Annotated in this window: 18 protein-coding genes; 9 read left to right on the forward strand and 9 right to left on the reverse strand. The window is 71.7% G+C overall.

The annotated features are described in order from the left end of the window. Positions 1 to 130 precede the first annotated feature (130 nt). The 3 genes from DI269_RS04445 (at position 131) to DI269_RS04455 (ending at position 4,060) form a co-directional block, all read left to right on the forward strand. Complete coding sequence (locus DI269_RS04445) at positions 131 to 2,578, forward strand: autotransporter-associated beta strand repeat-containing protein (protein ID WP_112133920.1); 2,448 nt, start codon at positions 131 to 133, stop codon at positions 2,576 to 2,578. A gap of 125 nt (positions 2,579 to 2,703) precedes the next feature. Beyond that, entirely contained in the window at positions 2,704 to 3,489 is a 786-nt protein-coding gene (locus DI269_RS04450; protein WP_112133921.1) for a class I SAM-dependent methyltransferase, read from the forward strand. 16 nt (positions 3,490 to 3,505) lie between these two features. Beyond that, positions 3,506 to 4,060 (forward strand): AAA family ATPase, encoded by a 555-nt coding sequence (locus DI269_RS04455; RefSeq protein ID WP_112133922.1) that lies wholly within the window; start codon positions 3,506 to 3,508, stop codon positions 4,058 to 4,060. A gap of 43 nt (positions 4,061 to 4,103) precedes the next feature. Here the strand turns inward: DI269_RS04455 and DI269_RS04460 are convergent, their stop codons facing one another. Then, positions 4,104 to 4,604 carry a MarR family winged helix-turn-helix transcriptional regulator gene (locus DI269_RS04460; protein WP_112133923.1) on the reverse strand — a complete coding sequence of 167 codons (501 nt, stop codon included), beginning with the start codon at positions 4,602 to 4,604 and terminating at the stop codon, positions 4,104 to 4,106. A gap of 86 nt (positions 4,605 to 4,690) precedes the next feature. Between DI269_RS04460 and DI269_RS04465 the strand changes: the two genes are divergently transcribed. Beyond that, the gene (locus DI269_RS04465; protein ID WP_112133939.1) at positions 4,691 to 5,887 is read left to right on the forward strand and encodes an amidohydrolase family protein; all 1,197 of its coding nucleotides are present in this window, start codon (positions 4,691 to 4,693) and stop codon (positions 5,885 to 5,887) included. A 19-nt stretch (positions 5,888 to 5,906) separates the two neighbouring features. Further along, positions 5,907 to 6,356 (forward strand): cupin domain-containing protein, encoded by a 450-nt coding sequence (locus tag DI269_RS04470; protein WP_112133924.1) that lies wholly within the window; start codon positions 5,907 to 5,909, stop codon positions 6,354 to 6,356. Between the two features lie 41 nt (positions 6,357 to 6,397). Here the strand turns inward: DI269_RS04470 and DI269_RS04475 are convergent, their stop codons facing one another. The 4 genes from DI269_RS04475 to DI269_RS04490 all read right to left on the reverse strand — a co-directional run bounded on the left by DI269_RS04475 (position 6,398) and on the right by DI269_RS04490 (position 10,150). Beyond that, a complete protein-coding gene (locus DI269_RS04475) occupies positions 6,398 to 7,207 on the reverse strand; it encodes an HAD family hydrolase (protein WP_157974759.1) in 810 nt (269 codons plus the stop codon). 285 nt (positions 7,208 to 7,492) lie between these two features. Beyond that, entirely contained in the window at positions 7,493 to 7,732 is a 240-nt protein-coding gene (locus DI269_RS04480) for a LapA family protein (protein ID WP_112133926.1), read from the reverse strand. A gap of 118 nt (positions 7,733 to 7,850) precedes the next feature. Then, complete coding sequence (locus DI269_RS04485; protein WP_232822613.1) at positions 7,851 to 9,185, reverse strand: M14 family zinc carboxypeptidase; 1,335 nt, start codon at positions 9,183 to 9,185, stop codon at positions 7,851 to 7,853. A 146-nt stretch (positions 9,186 to 9,331) separates the two neighbouring features. Beyond that, positions 9,332 to 10,150, reverse strand: coding sequence for an HAD family hydrolase (locus DI269_RS04490; RefSeq protein WP_112133928.1), 819 nt, complete (start codon positions 10,148 to 10,150; stop codon positions 9,332 to 9,334). A 169-nt stretch (positions 10,151 to 10,319) separates the two neighbouring features. Between DI269_RS04490 and DI269_RS04495 the strand changes: the two genes are divergently transcribed. The 3 genes from DI269_RS04495 (at position 10,320) to DI269_RS04505 (ending at position 12,551) form a co-directional block, all read left to right on the forward strand. After that, positions 10,320 to 10,898: a TetR/AcrR family transcriptional regulator gene (locus tag DI269_RS04495; protein WP_112133929.1), complete on the forward strand. Its 579-nt coding sequence runs from the start codon at positions 10,320 to 10,322 to the stop codon at positions 10,896 to 10,898. A 94-nt stretch (positions 10,899 to 10,992) separates the two neighbouring features. Beyond that, a complete protein-coding gene (locus tag DI269_RS04500) occupies positions 10,993 to 11,781 on the forward strand; it encodes an SDR family oxidoreductase (protein WP_112133930.1) in 789 nt (262 codons plus the stop codon). A gap of 206 nt (positions 11,782 to 11,987) precedes the next feature. Further along, the gene (locus tag DI269_RS04505; protein ID WP_112133931.1) at positions 11,988 to 12,551 is read left to right on the forward strand and encodes a hypothetical protein; all 564 of its coding nucleotides are present in this window, start codon (positions 11,988 to 11,990) and stop codon (positions 12,549 to 12,551) included. Positions 12,552 to 12,591: 40 nt separating this feature from the next. Here DI269_RS04505 and DI269_RS27615 read toward each other — a convergent pair whose 3' ends face one another. The 4 genes from DI269_RS27615 to def all read right to left on the reverse strand — a co-directional run bounded on the left by DI269_RS27615 (position 12,592) and on the right by def (position 15,644). Continuing rightward, positions 12,592 to 13,758, reverse strand: coding sequence for an NUDIX hydrolase (locus DI269_RS27615; RefSeq protein ID WP_112133932.1), 1,167 nt, complete (start codon positions 13,756 to 13,758; stop codon positions 12,592 to 12,594). 40 nt (positions 13,759 to 13,798) lie between these two features. After that, positions 13,799 to 14,335: a tetratricopeptide repeat protein gene (locus tag DI269_RS04515; protein ID WP_112133933.1), complete on the reverse strand. Its 537-nt coding sequence runs from the start codon at positions 14,333 to 14,335 to the stop codon at positions 13,799 to 13,801. 116 nt (positions 14,336 to 14,451) lie between these two features. Continuing rightward, a complete protein-coding gene (locus DI269_RS04520) occupies positions 14,452 to 15,063 on the reverse strand; it encodes a class I SAM-dependent methyltransferase (protein ID WP_112133934.1) in 612 nt (203 codons plus the stop codon). Between the two features lie 32 nt (positions 15,064 to 15,095). Beyond that, the gene (gene def, locus DI269_RS04525; RefSeq protein ID WP_112133935.1) at positions 15,096 to 15,644 is read right to left on the reverse strand and encodes a peptide deformylase; all 549 of its coding nucleotides are present in this window, start codon (positions 15,642 to 15,644) and stop codon (positions 15,096 to 15,098) included. A gap of 219 nt (positions 15,645 to 15,863) precedes the next feature. Here def and DI269_RS04530 point away from each other — a divergent pair, with 219 nt between their 5' ends. Then, positions 15,864 to 16,781 (forward strand): DUF4349 domain-containing protein, encoded by a 918-nt coding sequence (locus DI269_RS04530; RefSeq protein ID WP_157974760.1) that lies wholly within the window; start codon positions 15,864 to 15,866, stop codon positions 16,779 to 16,781. The last annotated feature ends 99 nt before the right edge of the window (positions 16,782 to 16,880 follow it).

Below are 16,880 nucleotides of genomic sequence, written 5' to 3' on the forward strand. Positions count from 1 at the left end.
CCGGCGGGGCGGTCCGTGCCGCAACGGGTTCGGGCCGCTCCGGGGCGCGGATTCGGCCCTGATATTTCGGCCGGGTTTCGCACACGACCCACCGAGAACCGTTGAAAAACTCCGGGTAGCTTGTGCCATTGTGAAGGATTCACACGTCAATGGGCCGCCGGTTCGCCCGGTCTGGCCGCGGCTCCTGCTGGCCGCCGCGCTCGCGTTCCTGACGGTGCCGTTCGCCGCCGCCCCGGCACAGGCGGCCGACGACATCACGTCCCGGGTTCGCGCGGGCGAGGACGTCGTCCTCGACGGGGACGCGGTGGTGCGCCTGGGCGACGGGGAGGAGATCGTCTACGGCGGCCGCTTCTCCGGGACCGGGACGCTCACCGTCTCCGGGGCGGGGAAGCTGGTGCTCACCGCGGACTCCGACTTCGCCTACCCGGGGTCGTCGCAGACCGTCGAGGTGGTGGGCCAGCCGTGGGCGTGGAGCCGTATCGAGGACGCCGACCCGCCCGCCGTCACGGTCGAGGCGGGCGCGACGCTCCAGTACGGCGACGGGACCGGGTCGACCGGGCTCATCGGCCACTACCCTTACGACACACCGGACTTCGCGTGGAACTCGCTCAACCACCGGATCGACGGGACGCTCATCGTCGCCGTGCACGGGCCCCGCTACCACCCCGGGGTGCTCTCGGGGTCGGGGTACCTGGTGCAGCCGCGGTTCACGTGGGACGGCCTGGCGCTCGCGGGCGACCACACGTTCACCGGGACGATCTACAACGGCACCGGCATCCACTTCTCCGACCGCGCCTACCAGTCGCAGCTGCCCGATGTGGAGAAGATCCTGAATCAGGGGTCGTTCATCGTCAACAACCAGCGCGAGAACGAGACGGTCCTGGGCATGGACTTCTACTCGCGCGAGTGGGGCAACGACATCAACTTCCACTCGGCACTGGACGGCACGAAGGTCGTCATGACCGGCGTGTACTCGTGGGCCGACTCGGGACCTGACTCGGACCCGTCGCTGTCGGACCCGGCCCTGAACTACGAGGTCGTGGCCCACAACCACAACAAGCGCGGCATCAACATCGAGGGCGCGACGGTCCAGTGGGGCGACGGCACCACCGACCGGTTCTTCCTGCCCGGCAACCGCGACACCGTCTACATCAACCTGCACGGCGCCAACCACGACCAGCGCGGGCACCTCATCTTCGACTACAACGGACCCGTCGAGCTGGGCGCGCCGATCTCCGGCGGCCGCTACCACGACACGATGGCCGCGCCCGGATGGGGCGACGTCACGATCGCGGGCACCCCGGGCAACGACGTGACCTTCGCCGACCAGCAGAACTACGACGGCGCGACCACGATCGAGGCCGAGGCGGTGCTGCGGCTCGGCACCGGCGAGGACGGCGGCGACGCCTGGCTGCTCGTCGGCGGCGAGCGCACCGAGATCATCGACGAGGGCGCCCTCGTGGTCGACAACACCGACACCGAGGTCGAACTCGAAGACGTCCACGGCGGTGGCAGCCTGGAGCAGGCCGGCAGCGCCACCCTCCGGCTCACCGGCGGCACCGACTACACCGGAGCGACGATCGTCTCCGACGGCACCCTCGCCCTCACCGGCGGCGACATCGCCGCCTCCGACCGCGTCGACCTCACCGGCGACGGCGCGGTCCTGGACCTGTCCCAGGTCGGGGACCAGACCGTGGCCGACCTCAGCGGCGTCGCAGGCGCAGCGGTCAAACTCGGCACCGAGGCCCTGACCGTCGCCAGCGCGGAGGACACCGCCTACGCGGGCGCCTTCGAAGGCGAAGGCGGCCTGGTCAAGTCGGGCCCCGGCACCTGGACGTTCGCGGGCGCGAGCGCCGCGACCGGCGCCTGGTCGGTCGCCGAGGGCGCACTCACCCTCGACAACGCCGGCCTCGCAGGCGCTCTCGACGTGACCACCGGCCTGACGGTGACCGGCCCCAGCACCATCGCCGGCAACCTGTCGCTCGGCGACACCGCGGTATTGACCGTGGGCACCGGTACCGGCGCTGAGGACGGCTCCGATACAAGCGCTGGCGCGGATGGCGACTCCGGCGCGGATGCAAGTTCCGACGCTGGTTCCGACACCGATGCCGGTTCCGGTACGAGTACCGACTCCGACTCCGACGCGAGTGCCAGCGCAGGCGGCGGGCTTGCCGTCGACGGCGAGGCAGTGCTCGGTGGGACGCTCGCGGTCGCCGTCGAGGAGGGGGCGGCGCTCCCCGAGGAGATCACGGTCCTCACCGCCGCAGGCGGTCTCACCGGGACCTTCGACGGTCTCGCCGAGGGCGCTGAGCTCGATGTCGCGGGCACCGCCTACACCGTCTCCTATGAGAACAGTGCGGTGGTCCTGCGGACGGACTCCCCGCGGGAGGCGGAGGAGGCATCCGCAACGGGCGCCGACGCGATCGGGCCGCTGCCGCTCTGGGTCTACGTTTCGGCTTCGCTCATAGTCCTCCTCCTCATCGGTCTCGGTCTGCTCTTCTGGTTCCGGCGGCGCCGCCGCGGCGGGGCTTCCAACGACGCCACTCTGGAGCTGCCAATGGTGCGCCCCGGAACCTGAAGCGGCGCTGAAGCCGCCTGAAGTCGGCTTCAGGTGCGGTCTGCGGTCTGCAAAGGGTTGCCACGGCGTGGGTGGGGCTGTAACGTCGTCGGCTCCGTTCTCGCCGAGATGCGAAGGGGCACTGTATGGCAGTCGACGTCGATCAGGTCATGGCCAACTACCGCGACACCGGGAACCTCAAGACCCGCATCAGCATCTACGACTACCGGGAGCCGCGGTTCGATCCAGTGGACTTCGCGGTCGGAATGCTGCCGGGCGACCTCGACGAAAAGCTTGTCCTCGATGTCGGGGCGGGATTCGGGCGGTACACCAAGCGTCTGCGCGCGGACTTCCCTCGGGCGACGGTGGTCGCGATCGACAAGGGTCCGGGGATGCTGGCCGAAGTCGAAGCGCCGGTGATGGTCGCCGACGCCCGGTCGATCCCCTACCCCGATGCCAGCGCGGACCTCGTCCTGGCGATGCACATGCTCTACCACGTGCCCGAACCGGCGGAGGCGGTCGCCGAGTTCCGTCGGGTGCTCAAGCCCGGCGGGACGCTGCTCGCTTCGACCAACATCCGAGGCGACATGGCGCAGCTGGCCGAGCTGTGGCACCGGGTCGCCGACCCGGTGCTGGGCCCGGGCGGCTACTCGTGGCAAGACGCGATTCGCGGATTCGACTCGGCCAACGCCCCGGGGTTGCTGGAAGCGGCGTTCGATTCAGTGGAGGTGTTCGAGGCGACCGGGCTGGTCTCGGTGCCCGAACCGGGGCCAGTGCTGCGTTACTTCGCCTCGATCCAATCGCTCCTCGGCCGCGACGACAACGCGATGGCCGCGATTCTCCTTGCGGCCGAGCAGGAGCTGGCGGACCACTTCGCCGAGCACGCGACGTTCGACTTCCCGAAGACGGTCGTCTTCTACCGCTGCCGGTGAGCCGGTTACTCGTGCAGTGCCTCGGCTGATCCTGCTCAACGGGGCCCCGGCGGTCGGGAAGTCGAAGCTGGCGCGGCGGTATGCGGAGGACTGTCCGCTGGCGCTCGTGCTCGACCTGGATCAGTTGCGGCGCATGCTCGGACGCTGGCGTGACGACCCGACCGGAGCCGGTCTGCGCATCCGCTCGGTCGCGATCGCCGCGGTGCGCGAGCATCTTGCGGCAGGGTACGACGTGGTGGTACCGCAGCTGGTGGGACGGGTCGAGTTCATCGAGCGGCTCGCGGCGATCGCGGCAGAGGTCGGGGCGCGGTTCGACGAGGTGTTCCTCGTGGACGACGAGGAGAGCCTCGTGCGCCGCTTCGCCGAACGGACCGATGCGGCCGCCGATCCGACCCATGTCGAGGCGCACGAGCTGCTGACCGGCGGCGAGGACGAATTGCGGGCCTGGCACGGCTTGATCGGCAAGCTCGTTGCCGAACGGCCGCAAGCGGTCGTGGTCGCGAGCGTTCCCAGTGACGTCGAGGCGACGTACCGAGCACTCCTTGCAGCGATCGGGAGCGACTCCCGGTAGGTCGGGCCCTCCCCGGCCGTTCGAGCACGGATGGGCCCGGCCGCTAGGCGGGCGGCATGAGGGCCCGCAGGGCTTGGTCGAGTTGGCGGCGTTGGGTTTCGGTGAGGCGGGTCAGGAGGGCGTTCAGGGCCTCGGAGAGGTCGCCGAGGGCGGCGTCGACCACTGCGAGGCCCTTCTCGGTCAGGGCCACTTGGAAACTGCGCCGGTCCTCGGTGGAGAGGGTGCGTTCGATGAGGCCTGCCGCTTCGAGGTTGTCGAGGCGCTTAGTCATGCCCGCGCGCGAGCGCATCAGCTCCGAGGAGAGGTCCGAGGGCCTGCGGGTGTAGGGCGGGCCGATGCGGCGCAGGCTCGCGAGGACGTCGAACTCCCCCTGATGGATGCCGTGGCGGGCGATCGCGCCCTCGCCGGCGGGGTGGATCACGTGCTGCGCCACCAGAATCAGGCGCATGAGCACCGCTGGTGCCTCGGTCTCCAGTTCAGGGCGCTCGCGCTGCCAGTCGGCGATCAGGCGGTCGACGGTGTCCTCGGGCGGGTGCTCGGTCATGCGTCACATTCTATTCACAAGAATATAGTTCACTGGCGTACTATCAAAGAGCAAACTATCTCTCAGCGAATCATTTGGAGGCGCTCGTGCGCACCCTCATCCAGAACGTCCGCGTCTTCGACGGGGAGCGGGTGATCCCCGCGACCGACGTCCTCGTCGACCGCGACCGGATCGCCGCCGTCGGAGCCGAACCCGGAGCCGCCGACGAGGTCGTCGACGGGACCGGGCGGACCCTCCTCCCCGGGCTCATCGACGCCCACACCCATACCGGCGACGGCGATCTGGCCCTCGCCCTCCGGTTCGGGGTCACCACCAAGCTCGACATGTTCTCCCTCCCCAACAACCTGGCCCGCCAGCGCGCCCTCGCCGGGTCCCGCGACGACGTGGCCGACCTGCGCAGCTCCGGGGTCCTGGCGACCCCGCCGGGCGGGCATCCGGGTCAGCTCATGAGCGAGGAGGCGCTCGCGTTCTACGGCGACACCGCCGCGTCGTTCACGCCGGTGGCGTCGGTGGGCGAGGCCGAGGCGTTCGTGGAGGCGCGGGTCGCCGAGGGCGCGGACTACCTGAAGGTGGTCGTGGACGACGGGACGCATTCGGGGCTGTCGCTGCCGGTGCTCGCGCCCGAGGTCGTCAAGGCGCTCACCGAGGCCGCACATGCGAAGGGCCTCAAGGCGATCGCTCACGTGTGGACGGCCGAGGACGCGCGGATCGCGCTCGACGCCGGGGTCGACGGGCTCGCGCACGTCTACACCGACCTGGGCGAGGGCCCCGCGGCCGAGGCGCTGGCGGCGCGGATCGCCCGGCAGGGCGTGTTCGTGGTGAGCACGCTGGTGCACATCGAGGCGGTGACCGGTGGCGGGGGCGGCCGGGAGCTGGTGGCCGATCCGCTGGTGGGGCCGCGGATTCCCGAGCACCTGCGCGGCACCGGCGAGGGGCCGGAGCGGACCGCCGCGTCGGAGCGGGCGGCGGCCGCGGTCGGGCTGCTGCACCGCGCGGGGGTGCCGGTGCTGGCCGGGACGGATGCGACGTCGTTCGGTCCGGTCCACGGCGCGGCGATGCTGCGGGAGCTGCCGCTGCTGGTGGCGGCGGGGCTGAGTCCGGTGGAGGCGCTGCAGGCGGCGACGTCGCTGCCCGCGGAGCGGTTCGGGCTGGGCGACCGGGGGCGAGTCGCGCCGGGGCTGCGCGCGGATCTGCTGCTGGTGGAAGGGAATCCGGCCGAGGACGTGTACGCCCTCAGGTCCACTGTCGAGGTCTGGCGCCGCGGTGTGCGCCAGACCCGTTGAAAGGGAAGGGTGACGGGCGATGTCTCGTGAACGTTTTCTGCTGCTGGGCGCGGGCGAATCGCGGCCGACGCGGGTGCCGCTGCCGCCGGCGTTCCAGGTGAAGGCCGCAACCGAGGACACCGAGGGCCGGTTGTCGGTGCTGGAGGTGGTGGTGGCGCGGCCGATCCCGCGGCATGTGCACCATCGCGCGGACGAGTGCGTGTACGTGCTCGAAGGCGAGCTCACGGTCGAGTTCGACGACGAGGTGCACACGGCGTCGGCGGGGCAGTTCGTGCTGCTGCCGCACGGTGTCCCGCACGCGCTGCGGCCGGGTTCGACGCCGCCGCCACGGGTGCTCCAGCTGTCCTCGCCGGGCGGTTGGGAGCGGGTCCTGGAGGACATGTTCGCGTCGGGCGCGGGTGCGGGCGGGCCGCTCGACGCGGCGGCACTGAACGCGGCGGCCGAGCCGCACGGGATCACGTACCTGTAAGGAGGCCGGAGGCGGCCCGGGCGGTGCCCGGGCTGCCTCGGCTAGGCGAGGCCGAGGATCGCTTCGACGGCTTGGGCGACACCGTCTTCGGCAGCAGGGCCGGTGCGGGCGGTGGCCACCGCGATCGCGTCGGGGTGGGCGCCGCCCATGGCGTAGGAGCGGCCGGCCCAGGAGAGCATGGGGACGTCGTTGGGCATGTCGCCGAAGGCGACCACGTCGGCGGCGTCGATACCGCGTTCGGCGCACCAGGCCGCGAGCGCGGCGCCCTTGGTGGCTTCGGTTGCGGTGCATTCGATCTCGGGGAAGCTCCCCCAGTGCCAGAGCCTGACGCCGGGGAGGTCGATGTGGCGGGTGGCCTCGTGCATGGCCTCGCCGGTGGAGTCGGGGACGCGGACGACGAGCTCGGCGACGGCGTCGGCGGCGCCGATGAGGTCGTCGCCGGGGTCGAGGAAGACCCAGGGATCGTTGAGGTGGACGCCGAGCTGGTGGAACGTCGACTGGGTGAGTCGGCGTTCGCCGGTCTCGACGGCGAAGACCGCGTCGGGGAGGGCGTCGCGCATGCGCTCGTGGAGTTCGCGGGCGACGGGCAGCGGGATCGGGCGGCGGAGGTCGGCGGTCTGGGTGGCGGGGTCGTAGACGATGGCTCCGTTGGAGCAGATGGCGGCGTCGAGGACGGGCGCGAGTTCGGGGATGCGGTAGACCGCGCGGGGCGCCCGGGCGGTGACGGCGACCGTGAGGACGCCGAGTTCGCGGGCGGCTTGGAGGGCCTTCTGGTTGCGGGGCGAGAGTCGGCCGTCGCGGCCGAGCAGGGTTCCGTCGAGATCGGTGGCGATCACCTTGGGGGCTGGCACGGTTCGAGTATCGGGGGCGCGGTGGTGCGCGGGCAAGCAGGTTAGTGCCGTGTCACATGGCACTGGCGAGGGGCTTTGGGAGTGTCGCGGCGGGTCTACGCAAATCAGGCATCGGCAGCCGCCCCCGGTTCCAGAGTGCCTGCTAGGTACGACATCGGCGCGCGGGAGCGGGCCGGGGTCGGGAGCGTTTCGGAGGGTCGCGGCAAATCGGGCATTCGCAGCCGCCCCCGGTTTCCAGGGTGCCTCGTGGGTCCGACGGTTTTGCCGGGGGCGGGACGGCGTCGTCTAGGCGCGCTTTTTGGCGGAGCGGCGGCGGAGGAGGGCTCCTACTGCCCAGCCTGCGATGAAGACGACCGCGAGCATGATCCACATGGGCGTCTCGACCTTGACGAACCAGAGCTTGACGCCGACTTCCTCGGTGTTGGCCAGGACGAACCAGACGGCGAGGGCGATGATGACCACCGCCACGATGAGGCGGCGCAGGCCCCTGCCGCTCTTCTCCTCGACCGCGTCTCCAGTGGACATCGCCCGCTCCTTCCGCTCGTGCAGCGTGCGGTCAGTATGGGCGCGTTCGACTGAAATGGCGGCGGTTCGGGGAAATCGGGTGGTCCCGGCGGGCGCGGGGCCCGCCGGGACCCGCCGGTCAGCCGGCGTAAGGCGCGGCCGCGGCCTGGGCCGCGGTCATGAGGGCGCCCTCGTTCTCGGGCCAGAGGGTGCTGTCGACGCACGAGAAGGCGGGGAAGAACCCGCCGCAGGTGCCGAAGTCGGGGCCGACCTCGAACGTGAAGCTGGCGACGCCGAGTTCGCCGTACACCATGTCGTCGGTCGTGCCGCTGGTGCTGTAGCCGACGGTGTCGTCGTTGGTGCCGACGAAGTAGCCGTTGGAGTCCGACATCGCCGCGCCCAGGGCGCGCAGCGCCGCGTCGTTCGGAGCGACGTTGGAGGTGTAGCCCCACGGGACGATGATGTACTCGCCGTACGAGTGCAGGGTGATGAAGACGTCGCGGGCGTCGTCGGGGGCCGGGTCGTCCTCGGCCTCACCGCGCTGGTCGGGGTGGAGGGCGCGGAGCCAGTCCTCGACGGCCTGCGTCTCCGGTTCCGAAGCGGCCGAGGAGCCCTGGAAGGTCTCCGAGCACGGGTTGGTCGAGTCCTCGCCCCACTCGAACGAGGAGTTGCGGTTGAGGTCGATGCCGAGCCTGGAGCCGCAGTTCCCGTCGGAGTCGTTGGCGTTCTTGCGCTGCAGGACCGGGTCGTCGCCGCCGGAGGCGACGATGTCGACGCCGTCGGGGTTGACCACGGGCACGACCCACACCTCGGTGGTGTCGAGCAGGTCGGTGACCTCGGCGTCGGTGCCGTAGCCCTCGACCAGCTTGTCGATCCAGCGCAGCGCGATCTCGCCGGTGGCGATCTCGCGGGCGTGGATCTGCGCGATCAGGGAGAAGCGCGGCTTCGCCGAGTCGGGGTCCTGCTCGCAGTCGCCGGAGGCGATGGCGCTCACGCAGATCGCGAACACGTCGTGGCCACCCTCGCCCTGGGTCTTGAGCCAGGAGTCGCCGATGTCGTACAGGCGGGTCAGGGACGGGTTCGCGTCGGCGACGTCCTGGAGGTGGCCCTCGATCGCGTCGACGGTGCGGTAGCCGCCGTAGTAGGTGCCCTCCTGCTGGGCGGTGACGGCCACGTCCTTGTAGACCGTGTCGAAGAACTCCGGCTCGTGGCCGAGGGCGCGGAGCTCGTCGGCGACGGCCTCGTCGCCGATGATCTGGGCCTCGCCGCCGTGGTCGTGGGCGACGTCGAAGCCGAGCTGCTCCAGCTCGGCCACTTCGGCTTCGGTGAGCCCGTCGACGGTCCAGGTGACGGGCTCGGTGGAGGGGGACGGGTCGGCCGGGTCGGCCTGTGCGTTGAGGACGCCCACGGTGGCGGTGGCCGCGGCCACCCCGATTGCGACGCCGGCGGCGACGAGCCTTCGCTTCATATGCATGTGTCCGTTCCGTTCTCGGCCCGCCGAGGGTGACGGCGGACCGAAGGGGCGGTCAAAGGGAGTCTCATCATACAAAATAATGACAAGTCCCGATACTTCCGACAATTTCGGACACAGTGGATGCAGTTGTGGAGTCCTGTTCGGACTTAAGCGGCGGCGGCCGTGTCACCTGCGAGAAGGGCCTCGATGACCTGCGCGACGCCGTCCTCGGCGCTGGTCGCGGTGCGGTCGGTCGCGGCCTCGACGGCTTCGGGGTGGGCGTCGCCCATCGCGTAGGAGCGCCCGGCCCAGGCGAGCATCGGGACGTCGTTCGGCATGTCCCCGAAGGCGACCACGTCGTCGGGTCCGATCCGCCGGTCCTTGCACCAGGCGGCCAGGCCGAACGCCTTGTCGGCGCCGCGGGCGTTGAAGTCGAGCATCCCGAAGTCGCCCCAGTGGCACATCGACAGGCCGCCCAGGTCGGCGCCCTCGACGGCCGCGGCCATCTCCTCGCCGGTGCGGGCGGCGCAGTAGACCTTGATCTTCACGGCGCGCTTGGCACGCTTGAAGACCGCGTCGACGTCGGGGACGAAGTCCCAGTTCGAGGAGCCCACGAGCGGGCGGTAGGCCTCCTCGCCGATGATCCCGGTGCCGGTCTCGACCGCGAACACAGCGTCGGGCAGGCGGGCCGCGATCGCGCCGGCCACGCGCCGGCCCGGGCCGATGCGGATCGAGCGCAGGACGCGGATCCGCCCGGTCTCGGGGACGTAGTCGATGGCCCCGTTGGCGCAGATCGCGCCGTCCAGGAGCGGAAGGAGGTCGGGCAGCATGTCGACGCCGTACGGGGTGCGGGCGGTGACGGCGACGACCGCGAGGCCCTCGGCGCGGGCGGCCGCGAGGGCGTCGCGGGTCCGCTCGGAGAGCGTGCCGCCCGGGGAGAGCAGCGTGCCGTCCAGATCGGAGGCGATCACTAGGGGTTTGAGCACCGCTCTAGTATCGCCCGGCCCGGCAAGGGCGACAACCGCCGAGACGGGTAGGCGACACCGCCCGTTCGGTGCGGATTGATTCGGTTCCGCCCCAGAGGGTCTCGTGGAGGGACGGAAAAGGGGGACCCTTTGTTGACCTCAGGGTCAAGAATGGGGTAGGGTTTCGGGCATGGGCAGGCCGAAGGAATTCGAACCGGACGCGGTCGTCGCGCAGGCGATGGAGGCGTTCTGGACCGGCGGGTACGCGGGGACCTCCCCCGCCGACCTCGCCGAGGCCACCGGCGTCGGCAAGGGCAGCCTGTACCACGCGTTCGGCTCCAAGCGCGAGCTGTTCGACAAGGCCCTCGACATGTACGGCCAGGGCGGCTCCGAGCTGACCGAGGCATACCTGAACGACGAGCCGGGGACCGCCAAGGAGCGCATCCGCGCCTACCTGGAGTTCCTCGTCGACACCGACCTCGACGGGCCGGTGCGGCGCGGCTGCCTCGCGGCCAACACCGCCCTCGAACTGGGCGGGCGCGACCCCGAGGCGACCGAGGCCGTGCGGCGCATGACCGACCGCACCATCGAGCTCCTCACCGCCCGGCTGCGGCGCGGCCAGCGCGACGGCGACGTGGCCCCGGGGGTCGACGTCGTCGCACAGGCCCACCTGGTGATGAACACGATCGTCGGGCTGCGCGTCATGGCCCGGACCCATCAGGGGCCGGTCCTGTACGGGATCATCGAGTCCGCCCTGGCGGGTTTTTAGGAAGCACGACTGCGCCCTCGTTCGAGGGCGTTTTTCTCACCCCGATTTTTGACTTTGAGTTCAAGAATCAGTCCACCTACAGAAGGGCACCACCATGGAACTGGGCATCAGCGGCAAGACCGCGCTCGTCACCGGCGCGAGCCGGGGCATCGGCCTGGCGATCGCCGAGGCGCTCGCGGCCGAGGGCGTGCGGGTCGTCGGCGCGTCCCGCACCGTCACCCCCGAGCTGGAGAAGGTCGCGGCCGCGACGGTGTCGGCGGACCTGTCGACCCGCGAGGGCGCCGAGGGGATCGTGGAGGCGGCGGTCACGGCGGTCGGCGGGATCGACTTCCTGGTCAACAACGTCGGCGGCGGGGACGTCGAGCGGATGGTCATCGGCGGGTTCCTCGACGTGCCCGCCGAGCAGTGGGCCTCGGTCTTCGACCTCAACCTGTTCAGCGCGGTCTGGACGACGCGGGCGGCGCTGCCGGGGATCGTGGAGCGGCGCGGGGCGATCGTGAACGTGTCGTCGGTGAACGGCCGCACGCCCTCGGGCGCGCCGGTCGGGTACGCCGAGGCGAAGGCGGGGCTGACGATGTTCTCCAAGCGGCTGAGCGAGGAGGTCGCGCCGCTCGGGGTGCGGGTGAACACGGTGTCCCCGGGCGTGATCGGGTCGCCGCTGTGGCGCGACGAGGAGCGGTTCGGCGGCAAGGTCGCCGAGGCGTTCGGGGTCGCGCACGCGGACCTGCTGGAGGGCATCCCGGGCCAGTTCGGGATCGCCTCGGGCCGCATCGGCGAGCCGGAGGAGGTCGCGGACCTCGTGGCGTTCCTGCTGTCGGAGCGGGCGGCGAACATCCACGGCGCCGACCACGTGATCGACGGCGGGACCCTCAAGGCCGCGTAGCGGAACGGCGGGCGCGCGGGGGCTCCTCCCTTCGGCGGGAGGGGTCCCCGCGCGGGTGTGCGAGAAAGGGACCGTCGGACCTTCGTGTCACGGTTGCATCACGGCCGCAACCGGTTCACTCGGATGCTCGTCAGACCTTCCGTGACCGTCCCGGTTCGCACCGTCGTCCTACCTTGGACGCACAACACCCGTCGAAGGAGCCCGTCATGACCTACAACCCGCCCCCGCACTACAGCTTCGGCGATCCGGGCGAGCCGCAGCAGCCGCAGAGCGCCCCGCCTTCGTACGGGCCGCAGCAGCCGCAGAGCGGGCCGCCGGCGTACTCGCCGGCCTCGCCCGCCGCTCCCCCGGCCGGGTACGTGCCGACGCAGCCGGCCGGGCCGCAGGTCGCGCCGCCGATGTTGACGCAGCCGCTCATGGTGCCTCCGGTGCAGCGGCGTTCGGCGCTGGTGCCGGTCCTGGCGGTCGTCGCGGTGATCGGGTTCGCGGGCGCGGCCCTGTCGCTGGCGCTGTGGCTGCGCGCGAGCGGGGACCTGGACGACGCGAACGCGCAGGTCGAGGACCGCGACTCCGAGATCGCCGACCTCCAGGAGAGCCTGGACTCGGCCGAGACGCAGGTCAGCGAGCTCGAAGTGCAGGCGGCGGACTCGGAGTCGATGCGGGCGTGCCTGGACGACCTCGCCTGGTTCTACGCGACCGAGGCGGGCTCGGAGGAGGAGACGCAGGCGCAGCTGGCGATCCAGGATTCGTGCTCGACCTGGCTGTTCTAGGCCCCGTTCACTTCCCAGAAATGCAGCCCGGCGGCCGGGTTCAGCGCTCGCCGCGGTGGCGGGCGAAGGCCGCCGGGATGCGCAGTTCGTGGCCGCGGAACAGGTCCATGGCCTCGGCGTCCTCGCGGGTGATCCAGCGAGCCTCGGAGGCTTCAAGTTCGGCCAGGCGCAGCGGCTGCGCGGGGTCGAGGGCCCTGGCGGTGAAGCTCATGATCATCGGCATGCGGTCGTCGCCGAGGTTGGTGTCCCGCTTGTCGAACGCCCACGACAGGCCCGTCAGCTCGACGTCGAGGCCGGTCTCCTCGAACGCCTCGCGGACCGCGGCGAGCCCGACCGGCTCGCCCACTTCGGCGGCGCCGCCGGGGACGGCCCACTGGCCGGTGTCGGTGCGGCGGATGACGAGCAGGCGCCCGGCCTCGTCGAAGACGGCGGCGTCGGCGCCGGTGGAGACGCAGTCGGCGGCCAGGTCGCCGCAGTCGATGCGCGGGTATTCGAGGTCGGTCTCGACCGCGTCCCCGCACAGCTCCGCGATGCGCGACTGGCGTTCGCGCTCGTAGAAGTTCGTCGTCTCGGCCAGGGACTCCTTGGCGAGCGCACTGATCGCGTCCAGGAGCTGCTTGACGACCGGGGCGACCGGCAGCGGCCCGCGGTCGGGAAGCACCGCGGTGGCCGAGGGGTTCAGGCTCGGGACGTCGCCTTCGAGGTCGGGTTCGGTCGGCTCCAGGAGCGCGGCGGCCGCGGCCGCGTCGAGGTGGGTCTCCAGTTCGTAGACGAGCAGGAACGTGTGCGGGCACGGCAGGCCCGCGAGGTCGGTGTCGGCGATGGCGACCGGCTCGGTGGGGACGCGGGTGCGCAGGGCGGCGGCGACGGTCTCCAGGCGCTGGCCGAGCGTCCCGGAGGTGCGGCTGAGGCGGCGGCGCCGGACGAGGCGGGTGCCGTCGGCGCAGTCGATGCGCAGCTCGGTGCCGGGGATGGGGGTGCGCAGTCCCGTGTCGGCCTCGTAGGCGGCGAGGATCGCCTCGTAGGGGCGGTGGTCGACCTGGGCGAGGAGCGCGGCGGCGAGTTCGCGCAGGCGCCGCAGGCGGGCCTGCTCGTCGGGTCCGGCGCCCCAGAAGAGGCCGTTGGCGGCCTCGGCGCGGAGGATCCCCGAGAGGCGGGCGAGGCCGCGGGCGGCGCGGCCGTTCGCGTCGGCGGTGTCGATGGCCATGGTGCTCCTTCGCATCGGTTCGCGGCACGGTCCTCAGCGGTCAGATAGTACGCTGCCCGACCGCCGCGCGGGCGAGGCTCAGCGCGTCCTGTGTCGAGGCGATCAGGGCCGGGTCGCCGAGGCGCTCGCGGATCTCCAGGACCTCGGCGAGGACGTCGAGGGCGAGGTGGGGGCGGCGGGCGTCGATGAGGTGCTTGCCGTAGTGCTGGAGCGTGTAGTGGACCAGCTCGGGGCAGTGGGTGCGGGCGAGTTCGATGGCCTCGCGGTAGACCGGTTCGGCGGCGTCGAGCGCGCCGGGGTAGCGGTGGGCGTCGCCGAGGTTGACGAGGGCGGCGACCTTCTGGTTCGCGGTCTCGGCGCGTTCGACGGCGGTGGTCAGGACCCGTTGGGCCGCAGGGTAGTCGCCGAGGGCGATGAGGCCGACGCCCGCCTGGCGCAGCTCGGGCTGCGGCAGCCGCGGGCCGCGGGCGAGCTCGAAGTGCACGAGGCGGCGGAGCTTGTCGGGCTCGGTGGCGTACATGCGGCCGTCCTTGCCGGTCGCGATGAGTTCGGCTATCTGGTGGCGCTCTGCTGACAATGCGCGTCCCCCTTCCGGGCCGTGGCGCCGCGGTGGGGCGGCCTGTGGCGAGGATAGAGCCGGATCGGCCCCCTTGCCCAGGGCCGTTCCCGCCACGGCGCCGGACCCGTTGCGGCTCAGGGCTTGCGCAGAATCAGTCCCTGGTACTGGTCGATCCGGCCGTCGATGGGGATGTAGGCGGCCTCCGCGAGGACGAAGTGCTCCTTCGCGGCGGCCTCAATCCGCTCGGCGGTGAAGAACGAGAAGTACCGCTTCGGCTCGTACCCGTCGCCGTCCCAGACGCCTTCGGAGTCCCGCCCGCCGTACTGTCCCCAGTAGAACACCCCGCCAGGGGCGAGGACGCGGGCGACCCCGGCGAGGACGCCCGGCAGGTCCGCTTTGGGGACGTGGAGCAGGCAGTTCATGGCGAACACGGCGTCGAAGGCCGCGTCGGGGAAGTCGAGGTGCGCGAAGTCCATGACGCGGGCGTCGAGGCCCTTGGCGCGGCAGTGGGCGACCAGGGCCGGGGAGAGGTCGGTGCAGGTGACGGCGAAGCCCTCGTCGGCGAAGACCCGGCCGCTGACGCCGTGCCCGGCGCCGATCTCCAGGAGGGCTGCCCCAGGGGCGAGCTGGGCGGCGAAGCGGGCCCGCTCGGCCTGCTTCCAGGGGGCGTCGTCCATGCCCTCGCGGGCGTCGGCGCCGGCGTCGTAGGCGGCGCGCAGGTCGGTCTTGACGTCGTCGTATCGCATGGGGCCGATGATGCCCGAGGGGTGCGACAGCGCTATCGCAGGCCGGCTTCGGCGAGCATCCGCTTGCGGGTCTTGGCCGGGAGGCGGTCGACGTAGACGGTGCCGTCGAGGTGGTCGGTCTCGTGCTGGAGGCAGCGCGCAAGGGTGCCGGTACCCTCGATGCGGACGGGGTTCCCGGCCGGGTCGAAGCCCTCGACGACGGCGGTGGCCGAGCGCGGGGTGTCGGTGAACGGGCCGGGGACCGACAGGCAGCCCTCCTCGCCGACCATGAGCTCGCGCGGCGGCGGGGGCAGGACGAGCACGGGGTTGACGACCGCGGCGACGGTGCGCTCGCCGTCGGCGTCCTCGCAGTCGAGCACGAACACGCGGGCGTCGACGCCGATCTGGTTGGCGGCCAGACCGACCCCGTTCGCGGCGTACATGCTCGCGAACATGTCGGCAACCAGATCGGCCAGCGCGGCGTCAAAGGACTCGACGGGCGCGCAGGGCCGGTGGAGCACCGGTTCGCCGTAGTGGACGATCGGCCGCGCCGTGCCCGTCTCGCCGGGGTTCGGTCCGGTCGCTGTGCCTTCGGTCGTCAACGGTGCTCCTCATGTCCGTCGCCGCGCGATCTCGCGCCGCTTATTGCAAGTCTATGGCAACAGTTTCCGGACCGGTGCCGGAACCCTCCCGATCGATAGCGGTTCGTCTCCGGCTCGTTACGCACCGTCGGGATCATTGAATACGGCGGCGGATCCCTGGCCGCCACCCCTCCCTACCCCCTTGCGAGGCAGCACATGCGCAACCTCAGAATATCCATTGTGGCCGCTGCGGCGGCACTGCTCCTCTTCGGGTGCAGCAGCGCCGGGTCGGAGGACTCCTCCGGCGGCTCGGTCGCCGATCCCGAGGCGGCCGACGTCGACGACGGCGCCGCCGAGGACGGCGGCGGCGAGACCGGCGCGGCCGACCCGCAGGTGGACGCGGGGAACCGCGACGTCATCTACGAGTCGTCGCTGGAAGTGTCCGACGCCGACCCCGACCGGGTCGCCGAGGAGGCGTGGGCGCTGGCCGAGTCGCTCGGCGGGTACGTCAGCGCCGACGAGCGGTACCTGACCACCACCGACGGCACGGTGCAGGGCAGCGCGACCATGGTGCTGCGCATCCCCTCCGAGCACTTCCAGGAGGCGATGGACGGGCTGACGGCCCTCGCCGAGTCCGAGGTGCGCCGGTCGGTGACCACCGAGGACGTCACCGAGGCCGTGGTCGACCTGGAGTCCTACATCGCGACCAAGACCGCCAGCGTGGCCCGCGTCCGGGAGCTGCTCGCCGATGCGGACACGGTGGCCGCGATCCTGGAGCTGGAGTCGGAGCTGGCCGAGCGCGAGGGCGAACTCGCCTCGCTCCAGCAGCAGCTGGCCGACCTGGAGGACCAGGTGGCCCTGTCCACCATCACCTTCACGGCCTCGGCGCCGGACGTGGACGTCGCCGAACCCGGCTACGAGGGGCCCGACAGCTTCTGGGACGGCCTCGTCGCGGGCTCGAAAGGGGCCCTGTCCTTCCTCGTCGGCCTCTCGGTGGTGATCGGCGTGCTCCTGCCGTTCCTGCCGATCGCCGCGCTCGTCGCGGCCGCGATCATCGTGCCGATCCGCTGGCGGGCGAAGCGGCGCCAGGCCATACCGCCGGTCTCGCCGACCCGGCCGCTTCCGGCCGCGCCGCCGCTCCCCCGCGAACGGGTCTGAGCCGGTACCGCGTGACATGTGATGTATTACCGGCGTTCCGGTCCCGCGCGAGCGGGTCCGATCGCGGGCGGCGGGCAGGGCCTGCCCCACGCGGCAGGC

It is taken from the genome of Glycomyces dulcitolivorans, assembly GCF_003265355.1.
Classification (GTDB): domain Bacteria; phylum Actinomycetota; class Actinomycetes; order Mycobacteriales; family Micromonosporaceae; genus Glycomyces; species Glycomyces dulcitolivorans.